Raw genomic sequence first — 13065 nt, 5'->3', positions numbered from 1 at the left:
TGCTTGTGCGCATCCCCTCCCCCTTTTTTTTGTGTGTGTGGGGTGTGTGTGGGGGTTGGGGTAGTCTGGGGTGGGTAGGCTTTGTAGTGTTTGAGGGAAGAGGAACCAAATGCAAACCACCCCAGCTTCTCCTAGGAGCTAGATCTTCAAGTTAAGGACTACTCGTTTTCTCTTCAAGCTGCTGTCTACCTCAGAACCGAATTGCTGCTCCGCCGGCACAGATTAAGTAGTACGGACGGAACTTAAGTGCCGAAGAGGCACTGGTCTAAGTAATTATTCACCCACGTGGTTCGCTAGAGTCCTAAAGCCCTAGATTGGCTTGTTATCCCCGGTACTCCTTCGCCCTGGGTACTCCCTTGTAGCCGTCGGCGCTCTTTGTTATTTCTCTAGTTGCATATTATCCGCGCAGGTATCTTGTGCCCAAGCATCGTGGACGCGGTGTCGTTGGTGGAAAAAATCAGGCTCCAAGTTCGTGCGGGTGTGAATGAGTCCCTCTGATATCTGCTTTAAGAAAGGTGTCGTGCTGGCCCCCTCTGTGGCTGAGGCTCTCACTGATCAATGTGCGTGTATTCGGCTCATAAACCCACCGAGGTAAGTGGAGCAGCAATGCCTGTCGAGTACCTCGAATAGATATCTATTCACCGCTTCACCCGGTGCCCCTGCGGCGGTTTTTGGGTTTTCTTACCCTGATTTGGGGTAATTTAATGCGGCTGACAGGTTTCTCCAAGGTTTTTCTCAGGTTCGCACACAAGTAGTGCTATATTCACTATGACTAAACAGTGTTTAGGCGACGACTTATCTACACTCTCCCCGAAGCCGAAAGGTACCATCGTGAAGCTTAATCAAAAGGTTATCCGTGCAGCTATTGCTGGCGCAACCTCTATTGCTATGATCACCTGCGCCACCCCTGCCGTGCATGCCCAAACCACCTCCTCGCTCGCAGCCGATTCAGCTCTTAGCATTATTCTCTATATTTTCAGCTCCGTAGTAGGATTCGGTCTCTTCTACGCCTTCTGGGGTTCCGTCTTCAACTTCGCATTAGCCCAAGGCTGGGTTCACGGGCAGCAGCCAGCTCCTGGTCTCCCTACCTTCCGCTAAATCGCGAGATTACGTGTTATAAAGGGCTTGGTCCAAGCAATCCAAGCCCTTTTTTGCTACCACACCCTCGGTGATCGAAAGCGTCGCTCTCTAGACGTGAGTGGATCGATAAAACGCAACTCCCGGGCCGTTAGATGCATAGGGACGGAGAAATCTTCCTCATCCTCGGGCAGAACCGTTGGGTACGCTGGATCGCCTAGAATAGGAATACCCGCCGCCAGCATCTGTAAACGCAGTTGATGGGTCTTTCCCGTCTGGGGACGCAATTCATAGATGGCCTGGGGAGCCAAAGTAGCTCCATGTATTTTCTTTAATTCAGCCATTCGCGCTTTATCGCACGGGGTCACAGACGAGACGGTGGTGAAGGAATTAGGCTCACCATCGAGAATGCGTCCCTGCACTATTCCGGGTGTCTTTTCCAAGTGGTGGGCCCACTGGGCGCCCGGGGGAATCTCGGTATACTCGGCTGTCGCCTCGTAAATCTTAGTGGCCGCACGGGTAGCAAAAAGGTTTTGATATGGAAAGCGCATCTCCTTCTTCTTAGTAAAAATCAGTACTCCACTTGTGTGCCGATCGAGGCGGTGAGCTGGAGCGAGATCGGGATTGCCGCAGCGGCGACGGAGTTTAACTGTTGCCGACTGGCTGATGTGACGCCCCCGTGGCATCGTAGATAAAAATGGGGGCTTATCCACGACGAGCAGATTTTCATCTTCGTCGATAATGTTGATCTCATAAGGAATCTCTTTTTCCTCTGCAGGCATGCGGTAGAACCAAATATCCTCACCAGCTTTAAGCGTGGACGACGCCGAAAGCTCTCGATCTCGAGGCCACAGACCGAGGCGAATATTCCCGCTCTGGAATTCTTTGAGTAGGTTCTCGCGGGTATCTTCCGGGTGTCGGTACCGTTGCGTGCTCTTAAGATGCCATACAAAATCGAAGGCGGTCATGCCGTGGGCGCTATCTGGTACGCGGGCGCGGGACGGATTGAGCCCATCGCGGATCTCTAAAGGGGGACGAGGCCTTTGTGCCCGAGGGCGCCTGATTGACTCCATAATATTCCATGCTACAAAGCAAGAAGGCTCAGCGGGAAAATTGGTGACCATCTCTTGGCTCGCGGTATCCTATCCATCGTGGCGTAACGTCGTTGACCCACGCCCGATAGTTTTATTGTCAGGACTATGTGAGGAGATTTTTTATGGATATGAACGCGCTCTTGGAACCATTGATGAAATTTCTAGCTACCGATATAGGCAAGATCATAGAGACGATTGTGAAAGTCTTCTATGCGGTCTTCTATCCGGCTAATGCCCCAGCGGCAACATTGGACAAAATTGATGCTGTGACCGACGCTGCCTCCACTCTCATCGATTCTGTGCGCCGCTAAAGTAGTGGCTGGGCTCACAACTGAAGGCTAGGTGTGACGAGTACACTGGAGTGTAGAAATAAGGAAACAATAAGAGCTTTGTTGTTTCAACCCAGTGCACATAGGAGAAGCGCCCCATGTCCCGAGAAAATATTGTTGTCGTCGCCGTTGATGGCTCCCCAGCCGCTGATAATGCGGTGCGCTGGGCGGCTAATACTGCTCACAAGCGGGGGGTAGCGCTGAAAATTGCAGCGAGCTACACCATGCCGCAGTTTTTGTACTCCGACGGTATCATGCCCCCACAGGAGCTCTACGATGATCTCCAACAAGAGACCATGGAGATCATCGAGCGGGCAAAATCCCTAGCTTTAGAGGTCGCACCGGATCTCCATATAGGGTACACCCTCGCGGAGGGTACCCCCATCGATATGCTGCTTGAACTCAGTGAAACCGTGACCATGATCGTGATGGGTTCACGTGGTCTTGGCGGCCTGTCGGGGATGGTAATGGGATCAGTGTCGGCAGCCGTCGTTTCTCATGCGCATTGCCCCGTCGTCGTCGTCCGTGAAGACAACGAAGTTAATGAAACAACCAAATACGGGCCGATCGTCGTGGGCGTCGATGGTTCAGATGTCTCTCAAAAAGCCGTTGAATTCGCCTTCCGTGAAGCTGCAGCCCGGGGAACGCGCATTATCGCCGTGCATACGTGGATGGATATGCAGGTCCAGGCCTCACTCGCTGGTTTGGCTGCGGCGCAGCGCGAGTGGGCGACGGTCGAGGAACGCCAGATCCAAGAAGTACAGTCAGATCTGGAGCCATTCTTAAGCACATATCCCGATGTGGCTGTGGAGATGGTCATTACTCGCGATCGCCCAGTAAGGGCGTTGGTTGACTCAGCCGAGAATGCGCAATTGCTCGTCGTAGGCTCACATGGGCGCGGTGGTTTCCGGGGCATGTTACTGGGCTCTACCTCTCGGGCGCTTTTGCAAAGTTCGCCCTGCCCCATGGTCGTTGTGCGCCCGGCGAGCTCCTAGGTTTTCGTTATCGGATCGTTGTCGTTTTTCTGCAGATTCCCCGCTATAGTGGTAAGAGGAGATTATAAGAAAAAGCTAAGAGATATCTGCGCTTTGCTCCGAATTTACGATCATATATAACCTATAAGGAGATTTATTCATGCTTGGCCTCGGTTTCTTCGGCTGGATCATCATTGGCGGACTAGCTGGCTGGATCGCTTCGAAAATAAAGGGTACTGATGCTAGCCAAGGTGTTGGCCTCAATATCGTTGTTGGTGTCGTTGGCGGCCTCCTAGGTGGTTGGATCTTGCAGCTGTTCAACTTCGATGTATCCGGTGGCGGCCTCATCTTTAGCTTTGTAACCTGCCTTCTGGGTGCTGTTATCCTGCTCAGCATCCTGCAGTTAATCATGAAGAACAAATAAAGTTCTGCAAAATAAGCGGCACTCCCTTACTGGGAGTGCCGCTTTTTGCTGCGCGAAAGAAATAGGCTTTCTATACTTAATAGACTAGTCTGTTCATTGAAAGAATCCAGATCGTCACAGAAGGAGTGTCATGGCTGCAGGGAAGAAGCAGGTCTCATCGACTGCGAAGGATCGACGCAGTCAGCGCCCCACCCCGCGGCAACGCCTCCTCGAGAGCGCCCGATCACTTTTTACCACTGAAGGCATCAGGGTTATCGGTATCGACCGTGTGCTGCGTGAAGCAGATGTGGCTAAAGCCTCGCTTTACTCACTATTCGGATCCAAAGATAATCTCGTGATCGCATATCTAAAATCCCTCGATAATGATTATCGCGAAGAGATGACTTCCTATCTAGCGGTTTATGACCTCCTCGACCGCAAAATACTTACCTTCTTTGATCAAGCCATCGATGGAGCAGAGGCGAATGAGTTCCGAGGTTCTCATTTTCATAACGCTGCCACCGAATTTCCGCGTCCTGATACTGAGGCCGAGCACGGCATCATTGAGGCGGTACGAGATCACTTCCAGTGGCGCGAGCAAACGCTGACGAGTCTTCTCAACTCCATGAACGGCTATCCCAGCAATAGCCAAGCCCAGCAGTTACTTCTGCTTCTCGACGGCGGATTGCAGGCCGCGCGGATTAGTCGCAGTACGGAGCCTTTATATCGTGCCCGTGAGGTAGCAGTGCAGTTACTTAGTGCTCCTCCTGCTGATTACGCAATCTAGCTTCCCGGCGTGCCTGGATGCGTTTGGTCTTCAGTTCTTTCCGCTTCAGCTTCCTCTCTTTGCGCGCAGCTTTTTGTTCGCGGAAATAATTATTCGCTTGGCTGAGAGCCTCAGCGTGTCTGGTGTATTTCCACGGTGCCACGATGAAGCCAACTAATGCTAATCTTCTTCTCCAGCGCATCCGGCGGCGGATACGCTGTCGTTCTAAACGTTCTTCCCTCTTAGTGTACTGATGCTGCTTAACGTCTTCTCCATAAGGCATGACCCGATAGAGGATGAGGTAGATGGTGGCATTTTGAACGAGGGTCCATAGGTTATTAGCACCCCAGTACATAGCGATAGCGGCCGGGATCGGGCCCGTGACCCCTGCCTGCAAGAGTAGCAGCGGAACCAGCGGAATAGCCCAGGCCATCCACTTTAGTAAAACCTCAGCCACCCGTGACTCATGATCCATGGCAAAGCGGTTGCGCACAGTGGAAATCGTGAGGTTGATGGAGGTAATGATACCGGCGACTAAGATGAGTGGCACGTTGAATTGGATCACCGCCTCGTATGTTGTCTCTAGTCTTTGTAATTGTTCTGGAGACATCGATATATAAGCAGGCAGCGCCACATCTCCGTAGCGGGCACTCAAAAAACTGGAAACATCATTACTCGTTAGCCATCCAATGGGCTGATGAAGCTGGGAGTCCAGCCCCTCCTTGGGTCGCGCCATTCTGAGGAGTACCTGGTAAAGGCCAATGAAGAAGGGAATCTGAATAAGCGGTGGGATGCAACCAGCGGCGTTCGTATATCCTAGCTCCTTCTGGATTTCCCTTTCGCGCCGTGCCATTTCTTTGAGTTTGGCGGGGTCCACTTCATCCTCGTATTCGGCGTGCAAGGCGACGATACGCGGGCGCATAATCGTACTAATACGACCTGATTTAAGGATGAACCACTGAGTGGGGGCGATGAGAGCACGTACCACTACAATCAACCCAAAAATTGAGAATACCCAGGCTTGGGAGTCGGTGAAACCGACGACCGTGTGGAGGAAATAATGCCAAAATTTCATCACAGCGGAAACAGGGTAGATGAATATCTCAAGCAATTGGTTATCCTTATAGTAAAGCTTAAAAACCGTGAGCCTATCCTATGCCAGCGTAGTGGGCAATCGTGTCACACTGTTAGAATGAGTGCTTGATATGGGGCTCTGATTGGAAAACGAGGCTAGAGGATGACTCATGCACAGCGGCATCACCCACGGCTAACGGCTCTTGGGGTTATCGGTGAGCTCTTTCTGACGGTCGGTATCTTGATTCTCCTCTTCGCCGTTTATGAATCGTTTTGGACCAATATCGAATCAGCTAAACTCCAGGCTGAGGCTAATACTGAGTTAAACGATACCTGGAACTCAGCGGCCGAGAGGGTCAATCCGAGGCAAAAGCTCCGCCCCGAACTGGGTACCGCCTTCGCTAAAATGCATATCCCCAGTTTCGGCTCGGATTTTTCCTTTGCCATCATCGAAGGCACCGATGATGCCTCACTTCTTGCGGGTCCCGGCCATTATGCAGATACTCAGATGCCGGGTCAACCAGGCAATTTTGCGGTTGCGGGACACCGAGTGGGTAAGGGTGCGCCGTTTAACGATCTTGGGGCCCTGCGCAGTTGCGATGCCATTGTTATTGAGACAGCTGATGCGTGGAATACCTATCGCGTCGCCCCCATGGCAGCCGATCCGGATCAGCGTCGGCAGGAGGCCGCACACTGCTTGAACCCGGAGCAAGTCGACCGCCTAGCACAGGGCGATTACCAAGATCTTCGCGGTCGCTTCATTACTGTTCCTTCAGACGTATCCACTATCGGCGCTCGCCCTGGGATCATTGGGCAAGAAGCCACGTCAGACATGGAGCCGGTTCTCACTCTCACCACCTGCCACCCGCAATTTTCCAATGCTGAGCGCATGATTGTACACGCTATGCTCGCAGATTCCCATCCGAAGGATGGCTCCTATATCCCGCCAATTCTGGAAGGACGGTAATTAATGTACGCGTTATTGTGGGAATTGTTGCCTGGGCCTCGGTGGTTCAAATTCTTTATAGTGCTGGCGTTGCTTATCGCGGTATTTTTCCTGCTCATGAATGTTGTCTTCCCATGGATCTCGAGCCAGCTCCCGTATAACGACGTCGCGGTTTAGAGTGCGAGTTGGCGGATGACCTCCTCAGCTATGAGTTCCGCCTTCACTGATTGCGGCTGATTGGTTCTCACTACAAGGGCGATGCTTCCTTTTTGTACTGCGTAGACGGCTCCTTCGGGGCCTCCTCCACGTCCACCCGACCATCCATCGGTAGTATCCACGGGCTCGGTGTCGGCGATCGGGGCGGCGATGTCAACCACCTCAATGGCTTGGTCTACGGTGGGCATATGCCGCACCACAATACTTGCCTGAGGTTCAGGTGGGTAGGACCAATACACACATGCTGGGGTGACAAATCGTGAATCCACCCCCATCGAGGTGACCTTTTGTCCATTGGTTCGTGCTAACCATTCAGTATCGAGATAGGGGCAGGGGTCCTGAGCTTCTCGAGGTACCTCAGGGTGAGCATCGGGGGCGAGACCGTCGCTAGGAAACTCACCAGGCATCTCATTCGGCATCTCGGCCGCTTGAGTTGATAACTGGGGTTCCCTAGCCGGTTGCGCGGTACAGGCTGTGATGAATAATGCCGGAGCAAGCAGCGTTGCGAGCATTTTTGGGCCAGGTAAAGTCAAGTTCATGAAGCCTAGCTTAGAGCCCGCCCCGATACCTGCGAAAAAAACAGGGGATCTCACTAATATCCCTATCGGAGATGTGGCCACCTACGATTCTCAACCAGGTGCTGCCGCCTATCGACGTGCCATGACCGTGATCACCGCACTCTTGCTCGCCGTGGCCCTTGTCGGCGCGGCGAGACTTCATCGAGATGAGGCAGTTATCGCGGTGCTACTGTGCACGGCTTTTGGCTTTGCTTATGCACTATCCGTCACACGTGCTCATGACCGATTAAGGTGGAAACTGTTTTGGGTTAGCTTCCTTACACTCATCTGGGTAGTGATGCTGCCGGTCATTCCCGTCAGTGTATATCTGGTTTTTCCGCTTTTCTTCCTCTACCTACGGGTGCTGCCTGATTACCGGGGCATCATTGCCGTTATTGGGGCAACAGCGGTGGCAATTTTGAGTTATCGTGCCAATCTCACCTTCGGAGCTGTGATGGGCCCGGCGGTTTCAGCGCTAGTGGTCATAGGCATTCATTTGGCTTTTCAAGCTCTCTGGCGCGGTGCTCGGGAGCGTGAAGCTCTTATCGCTGAGCTCATGGCTACCCGTAATCAGTTGGCCGAAACGGAACGGGCGGCGGGTATCGCGGAGGAGCGTCAACGCATTGCGCACGAAATTCACGACACGTTGGCACAGGGACTTTCGAGTATTCAAATGCTCTTAAATGTGGCGGAGCGAGAGGTCAAGCGTTCGTCGATCAGCCAGCACGAGCAATTAAAGCCCTTAGAATATATGCGCTTGGCGCGGCAGACCGCTGCCGATAACCTCCAAGAGGCTAGGGCTATGATCGCTGCCCTTCAGCCGGCTGCACTGAGTAAAACATCTCTTGAAGGGGCACTTAACCGAGTGGCGGAAGCGTTTGTGGGACCAGAATTTTCTATCCATATTGATGGCGAGGAGCGGCAATTACCCATGAAGGTGGAGGCGGCACTCTTGCGGATCGCGCAGGGGGCAATGGGCAATGTGGCCAAGCATGCTCACGCCACGCGATGCGCGGTGACATTAAGCTATTCCGAGGAGGAAGTGCGCCTTGATATTGTCGATGATGGCAGCGGATTTGATCCCAATGAGCTGGCTGATAGGCCTGTGGGACTCGGTCATATTGGAGTCAATGCGATGCGCCAGCGCGCTAAGGAGCTCGGAGGTTCGGTGAGCGTGGAGTCGGCACCTGGCCGCGGAACGGCGGTCAGCGTGGGGATACCGGTGAGCTAGGCTAAGATTTTTAAATCTTCTATACTAAAGGTTACCTGTCTTCTTCTTCGAAAGGCTTCAATATGATTCGCGTTCTCCTTGCCGACGATCACGAAATAGTGCGCCTCGGTCTGCGAGCCGTCTTAGAAGGAGCCGACGATATCGAAGTGATCGGTGAGGTGGCCACAGCGGAGGCTGCCATTGCTGCCGCGCAGGCTGGCGGTATCGATGTGATTCTGATGGATTTACGCTTCGGAGCTGGTGTGGAAGGTACTCGGCTGGCAACGGGCGCCGATGCGGCCGCAGAAATCAAACGCACAATGAAGAACCCGCCACACGTATTGGTAGTAACTAATTATGATACCGACGCCGATATCTTAGGTGCCATTGAAGCGGGAGCCTTAGGCTACCTCTTAAAAGATGCCCCGCCTGAGGAATTAATCGCCGCCGTACGTTCCGCAGCAGAGGGGGATTCCACTCTTTCGCCAACGGTGGCCAATCGCCTGATGACACGAGTACGTACTCCTCGCACATCGCTGACTCCACGCGAACTGGAAGTGCTGAAATTAGTAGCTTCTGGATCCTCTAACCGCGATATTGGGCAAATCCTCTTGCTCTCGGAGGCCACGGTCAAGAGCCATCTTGTGCATATCTATGACAAATTAGGAGTGCGTTCTCGCACCTCTGCAGTAGCAGCTGCTCGTGAACAAGGCGTGCTATGAGGGGCGTATAATTCGCGCGATATCTGTCTGGGATATGGGTGCGAAGTCGGGGCAGGCTTCTACGCACACGCATATTTGGAGAGTTCCTTGAGCTGAGTAGCTTAGCTGCTCGGTGGCATGTGTATGGCCGTGGATAAGGGGTGTGCCTAGATCCTTTAGTCGCCACTGATTGAGCCGATCGGACTCTCGGCTATCAGCATCGTAGGGGAAGTGAGACAGCAGTACTGGCTGCTTCGCGATGCTCACGAGATTGCTGGTGTGAATGCTGTCGTAGACGTTGGTAAACCGTCGTTGTTCTCGGATTGAGTGCGGGCGCATAGGATGAGCGCTATCGTGATTGCCGAGCACACCGTGAAGATGGACGAGTGTTTGCTTTTTGTGCAGCATGGTATTGCGGAAGTGAGCTAGAGTTTCGAGGGCTCTATCTTCCGCAGACATGGGGCCACAGGAATGATCGCCCAAAATCCACATATTTATCTCGCGATTCGCGGGAAGTGCGGTAATCCATGCGGTGATCAGTTGCTCGTCGTGCAGGTGGGGGCTGGCAAAGCCTCGTAGCTCAGAGACGAGACTGTGACCGAAGTGGGGATCGGAGATAAAGAAGTTCTGCATATGGTGTGCTCACAGAAAAGAGCTTAAACTCCCCCGTGGGCTGCGAGATAATCGGAGATGATCTCCTGGGAGATCTTGCCCCGCTCAGCAACGTGCAGGCCGCGGGCCTGAGCCCACTCGCGAACCTTCTTGGCGTCGTATTTCGCTGTTGCGCCAGCGGGGGAACTATCTTTGCGTGCTTTAGGAATGAAGTCTGCAATACATTGCTCAAAGAGCTCGCGGTTCTTCTTAGACACGTCCATTACGTAGCTAGATCCGTCCACGCTGAAGCGAATGACATGCACTTCATTTTCGCTAAGAATCGAGCCATCGAAGTCGTCAGTTATTTGAGTAATCTCTCGGCGCGCCATGATTTCTCCTTCATAGAAAGCTGTCTAGAGCATTAGAATAAATATTTTTAATGACCACAATTACCAGTATGCCCTTGCCATTAAGAAGACAATGAACTACCCAATGAAGGTATTAACTGTAGGCCTTAAATATTTAACTATCACATGTTATATCTCTCTACGCCAACTCTAGCCGAACTTAATCATGCGGGTGGTATTCGAGAACCTACGGTTTCGATCATTGGCACATGCTCTATAATCTGGCGGCTATCAGCAGTAAAAGATTAACCCGCACATATATAAGAAATAGCGCTCACCATAGCCTCTTAAAATCCCTAAAATTTAACAGTTTATCAATACTCCCACTAAAGACCCTGCACGATGGTGGAGAAAACTAGGAAGTAGTATTGATAGTAAAATAAAATTCCCCTCAACCCGGCGGTATGTGACCGATAAGTTAAGGGGATTTGAAGCTCGACGTGGTGCTAAACGATATTCTTTAAAAGTTCTTTATTGACTTTGTCAATATCGTTTTCAATAGAGCGGTGGGCTCGTGAGCGCGGCTCGGGAGTCATCAACTCGGCATTATGAACTGCCGCATTGAGCTCATCCAAGCGCTCGTTAATATCGTGCTGCAAGCCTGCCGGGATCTTGAACTGCTCAGCAGCTTTACGAACTTGAGCAATCTTCGCACGTAGTTCAGCACCGTGCCCGGAGAATTCCGCGAGATCTTCGACTTTTACACCCAGTTGGCGAGCGCGATTCTCGGAACTCTTGTCCCGCAATGCTACGATCCCACGGTAGATAACCGGCAAAGCAAAGGGGGCAAGCGCCCGCAATGCGGTGGCGTAGCGGAGTACCTTCTTGGCATTGAAGCGTCCCTCTTTAAGCTGGTCGAGCTTGAGCTTCGCCATCTTCTCATGATGCTTATCGCGCTTTTTTAAGGTCTTCTGCTCCATTTTGAGCAGGTTCTTCTCCTCGCGCGCAAGACGCTTGTGGAGACGCTTCTTCATCTTCGCAGAGGTCTTGACCTCGGCGCGAGCGCGCGCCTTGGCTACCTTGAGTTCAGCCTTGCGCTGTGCACGTTTTTTGAACAGGGATCTGAATAAGCCCATCGGTAATCCTTTAAATCCTCAGTGATTCTTAAAAATTCTTGTCGATTCCACACTACCTTGCTTCCTGCCTTAGGCTAGTTTAATTGTGGAGATTGTAGCGAATAAGCCCCTCTGGCGCCCCCATGATCTAGTGGGTTGCCGCTATCGGCGACGCCAAAAAACCTCCCACCCCGATTGGGAAGCCACCGCGGCTGCGAAGGCGCGAGCACTGCGTCTGGACTATGCCAGAGCCGACGTACTCGCGCTACTGCCTACCCGCCCTCAGATTGCTGATAATAAATACTTCACCCGCATCGACCTCGTAGCCGATGAAGAGACCCGCTGGTTTTCAACCCTCGAGGCCCTCGCCTCTCAGGCTACCCTCATCACCGGTGCCTATCTCACCACCGTAGTGGCGGGCAGGGAATTTGGAGTGGAAGTCGATGCCCTCGTGCGCCATGGCGATGCCTATATGCCATTGATTGTGAGTAATCACCGCGTTGCTCGCAAGGCACATAATAAACTCGTCAAAACAATTGACACCCGCCGAATTGGGTTGGGTCTTCCCCATACACAAGCGTATAAATTAAAGCCGCATTCAACGGACTCCTACCAATTAGCGCTGGCTGCACGGGCTCTTGATGATCTCGGACTCGATATCGCCCGCGGTATCATCATCGGTCAGAACCGCACCTTAGGTTTTATTGTGAATACCGAGCTGTTCCAGCAAGGCCTCGACCACGCTCTCGCCCAACCGATACCACAATCGGCGCATCGCGTTAAGGAATGTGGCGGATGTCGTTTCTGGCGGCTATGCCATACAGAATTAACGCACCGAGACGATATCTCACTAGTGTTCTCTGGCGATAAAGGACGCCGCTTTAAAGAAGCAGGTATCACCACGGTCACCGGACTCATTAACGCCCAGCCAACAAGCGTGGATGGGCAAATCGCTCAGTGCTGGCAGCGCGGTGAAGCTCTGATGAAAAAAGTGCCTGTCACATCTGCACCGCGTTTCGACGTTGAGATAGACATCGACGTCGAAGCGTACCTCGATCAGGGAGCATATCTCTGGGGTGCGTTCGACGGTGATGAATACCGCCCCTTTGTCACGTGGGAAGACCTCGGAGGGGTAGCAGAGGCCAAAAATTTTGCTCATTTCTGGCAATGGTTACAAGGCAGGCGTGAGCACGCTCATTCGCAAGGCTTAAGTGTTGGGGTATTCTGCTATTCCCAACACGGTGAAAATCACTGGCTGCGCTCCAGTGCTGCACGCTTCTATCCCGCTTATCATAAGGAAATCCCCGGGCTCCCTAGCCCAGCGGAAGTTGAGGCTTTTATCGATTCCCACGAGTGGATCGACATCTTTGCCCTCATCCGAGCCCAATTTGAGGGAACCGCAGGGCTCGGACTCAAAGTGGTGGCACCAATAACTGGCTACCACTGGCAGGTACCAGATCTTGATGGGGAGGGTTCAGTCAACCTTTACCTTGAGGCTATAGGAGTCGCTGCCTTAGCGCCCGCTTCTGATACTGCTAAGGCCGCACTGCTGAGTTATAACGGCGACGATTGTCGAGCCACCGCCGCAGTGCGTGAATTCCTCCACCGCGGCGCGCCGGGTATTCCTGGGCTACGTTTAGGGGAACTTGAAAGTTAAGACCA

General features: G+C 52.7%; 16 protein-coding genes. 10 read left to right on the top strand and 6 right to left on the bottom strand.

Going from position 1 to position 13065, the window contains the following annotated elements:
* Positions 1-831: 831 nt before the first annotated feature.
* Positions 832-1098, top strand: coding sequence for a hypothetical protein (locus NXS13_RS06890; protein WP_259078464.1), 267 nt, complete (start codon positions 832-834; stop codon positions 1096-1098).
* Between the two features lie 56 nt (positions 1099-1154).
* Here the strand turns inward: NXS13_RS06890 and NXS13_RS06885 are convergent, their stop codons facing one another.
* On the bottom strand, positions 1155-2150 hold the full coding sequence (locus tag NXS13_RS06885; protein WP_259078465.1) for a pseudouridine synthase: 996 nt from the start codon (positions 2148-2150) through the stop codon (positions 1155-1157).
* Positions 2151-2293: 143 nt separating this feature from the next.
* On the opposite strand from NXS13_RS06885, the gene NXS13_RS06880 reads away from it, so the two are divergent.
* The 4 genes from NXS13_RS06880 to NXS13_RS06865 all read left to right on the top strand — a co-directional run bounded on the left by NXS13_RS06880 (position 2294) and on the right by NXS13_RS06865 (position 4664).
* A complete protein-coding gene (locus tag NXS13_RS06880; protein WP_259078467.1) occupies positions 2294-2482 on the top strand; it encodes a hypothetical protein in 189 nt (62 codons plus the stop codon).
* Positions 2483-2598: 116 nt separating this feature from the next.
* Positions 2599-3495: a universal stress protein gene (locus NXS13_RS06875; RefSeq protein ID WP_259289526.1), complete on the top strand. Its 897-nt coding sequence runs from the start codon at positions 2599-2601 to the stop codon at positions 3493-3495.
* 139 nt (positions 3496-3634) lie between these two features.
* Positions 3635-3898, top strand: a complete 264-nt coding sequence (locus tag NXS13_RS06870; protein ID WP_259078475.1) for a GlsB/YeaQ/YmgE family stress response membrane protein — start codon at positions 3635-3637, stop codon at positions 3896-3898.
* A gap of 130 nt (positions 3899-4028) precedes the next feature.
* Positions 4029-4664 carry a TetR/AcrR family transcriptional regulator gene (locus tag NXS13_RS06865; RefSeq protein WP_259078477.1) on the top strand — a complete coding sequence of 212 codons (636 nt, stop codon included), beginning with the start codon at positions 4029-4031 and terminating at the stop codon, positions 4662-4664.
* On the opposite strand, the gene yidC is transcribed toward NXS13_RS06865, so the two are convergent.
* Positions 4633-5754, bottom strand: coding sequence for a membrane protein insertase YidC (gene yidC, locus NXS13_RS06860; RefSeq protein WP_259158794.1), 1122 nt, complete (start codon positions 5752-5754; stop codon positions 4633-4635). The genes NXS13_RS06865 and yidC overlap by 32 nt on opposite strands.
* A gap of 126 nt (positions 5755-5880) precedes the next feature.
* Between yidC and NXS13_RS06855 the strand changes: the two genes are divergently transcribed.
* On the top strand, positions 5881-6684 hold the full coding sequence (locus NXS13_RS06855) for a class E sortase (protein WP_259078479.1): 804 nt from the start codon (positions 5881-5883) through the stop codon (positions 6682-6684).
* Positions 6685-6687: 3 nt separating this feature from the next.
* Complete coding sequence (locus NXS13_RS06850; protein ID WP_259078480.1) at positions 6688-6840, top strand: hypothetical protein; 153 nt, start codon at positions 6688-6690, stop codon at positions 6838-6840.
* On the opposite strand, the gene NXS13_RS06845 is transcribed toward NXS13_RS06850, so the two are convergent.
* Positions 6837-7391, bottom strand: a complete 555-nt coding sequence (locus NXS13_RS06845; RefSeq protein WP_396124761.1) for a DUF2020 domain-containing protein — start codon at positions 7389-7391, stop codon at positions 6837-6839. The two genes, NXS13_RS06850 and NXS13_RS06845, sit on opposite strands and share 4 nt — an antisense overlap.
* On the opposite strand from NXS13_RS06845, the gene NXS13_RS06840 reads away from it, so the two are divergent.
* Complete coding sequence (locus NXS13_RS06840; protein ID WP_396125073.1) at positions 7357-8667, top strand: histidine kinase; 1311 nt, start codon at positions 7357-7359, stop codon at positions 8665-8667. The genes NXS13_RS06845 and NXS13_RS06840 overlap by 35 nt on opposite strands.
* A 62-nt stretch (positions 8668-8729) precedes the next feature.
* Positions 8730-9368, top strand: coding sequence for a response regulator transcription factor (locus NXS13_RS06835; protein WP_259078483.1), 639 nt, complete (start codon positions 8730-8732; stop codon positions 9366-9368).
* Here NXS13_RS06835 and NXS13_RS06830 read toward each other — a convergent pair.
* The 3 genes from NXS13_RS06830 to NXS13_RS06820 form a co-directional block, all read right to left on the bottom strand.
* The gene (locus NXS13_RS06830; protein WP_259158792.1) at positions 9363-9980 is read right to left on the bottom strand and encodes a serine/threonine protein phosphatase; all 618 of its coding nucleotides are present in this window, start codon (positions 9978-9980) and stop codon (positions 9363-9365) included. The two genes, NXS13_RS06835 and NXS13_RS06830, sit on opposite strands and share 6 nt — an antisense overlap.
* Before the next feature lie 23 nt (positions 9981-10003).
* Positions 10004-10330: an Lsr2 family protein gene (locus tag NXS13_RS06825; protein ID WP_259078486.1), complete on the bottom strand. Its 327-nt coding sequence runs from the start codon at positions 10328-10330 to the stop codon at positions 10004-10006.
* A gap of 464 nt (positions 10331-10794) precedes the next feature.
* Positions 10795-11424: a DUF6474 family protein gene (locus NXS13_RS06820; protein WP_259078487.1), complete on the bottom strand. Its 630-nt coding sequence runs from the start codon at positions 11422-11424 to the stop codon at positions 10795-10797.
* Between the two features lie 85 nt (positions 11425-11509).
* Between NXS13_RS06820 and NXS13_RS06815 the strand changes: the two genes are divergently transcribed.
* The gene (locus NXS13_RS06815) at positions 11510-13060 is read left to right on the top strand and encodes a TM0106 family RecB-like putative nuclease (protein WP_259289525.1); all 1551 of its coding nucleotides are present in this window, start codon (positions 11510-11512) and stop codon (positions 13058-13060) included.
* Positions 13061-13065: the final 5 nt, after the last annotated feature.

It is taken from the genome of Corynebacterium sp. ES2730-CONJ, from assembly GCF_024834055.1.
Classification (GTDB): Bacteria; Actinomycetota; Actinomycetes; order Mycobacteriales; family Mycobacteriaceae; genus Corynebacterium.
The sequence above is the reverse complement of the archived record's forward strand: the minus strand, read 5'-3'. Positions and strand labels throughout refer to the sequence as shown.

Coding starts and splice junctions, on each gene's coding strand:
- NXS13_RS06885 (WP_259078465.1), bottom strand. CDS start 2,150: ATGGAGTCAATCAGGCGCCCTCGGGCACAAAGGCCTCGTCCCCCTTTA.
- NXS13_RS06880 (WP_259078467.1), top strand. CDS start 2,294: ATGGATATGAACGCGCTCTTGGAACCATTGATGAAATTTCTAGCTACC.
- NXS13_RS06875 (WP_259289526.1), top strand. CDS start 2,599: ATGTCCCGAGAAAATATTGTTGTCGTCGCCGTTGATGGCTCCCCAGCC.
- NXS13_RS06870 (WP_259078475.1), top strand. CDS start 3,635: ATGCTTGGCCTCGGTTTCTTCGGCTGGATCATCATTGGCGGACTAGCT.
- NXS13_RS06865 (WP_259078477.1), top strand. CDS start 4,029: ATGGCTGCAGGGAAGAAGCAGGTCTCATCGACTGCGAAGGATCGACGC.
- NXS13_RS06855 (WP_259078479.1), top strand. CDS start 5,881: ATGACTCATGCACAGCGGCATCACCCACGGCTAACGGCTCTTGGGGTT.
- NXS13_RS06850 (WP_259078480.1), top strand. CDS start 6,688: ATGTACGCGTTATTGTGGGAATTGTTGCCTGGGCCTCGGTGGTTCAAA.
- NXS13_RS06840 (WP_396125073.1), top strand. CDS start 7,357: ATGAATAATGCCGGAGCAAGCAGCGTTGCGAGCATTTTTGGGCCAGGT.
- NXS13_RS06845 (WP_396124761.1), bottom strand. CDS start 7,391: ATGCTCGCAACGCTGCTTGCTCCGGCATTATTCATCACAGCCTGTACC.
- NXS13_RS06835 (WP_259078483.1), top strand. CDS start 8,730: ATGATTCGCGTTCTCCTTGCCGACGATCACGAAATAGTGCGCCTCGGT.
- NXS13_RS06830 (WP_259158792.1), bottom strand. CDS start 9,980: ATGCAGAACTTCTTTATCTCCGATCCCCACTTCGGTCACAGTCTCGTC.
- NXS13_RS06825 (WP_259078486.1), bottom strand. CDS start 10,330: ATGGCGCGCCGAGAGATTACTCAAATAACTGACGACTTCGATGGCTCG.
- NXS13_RS06820 (WP_259078487.1), bottom strand. CDS start 11,424: ATGGGCTTATTCAGATCCCTGTTCAAAAAACGTGCACAGCGCAAGGCT.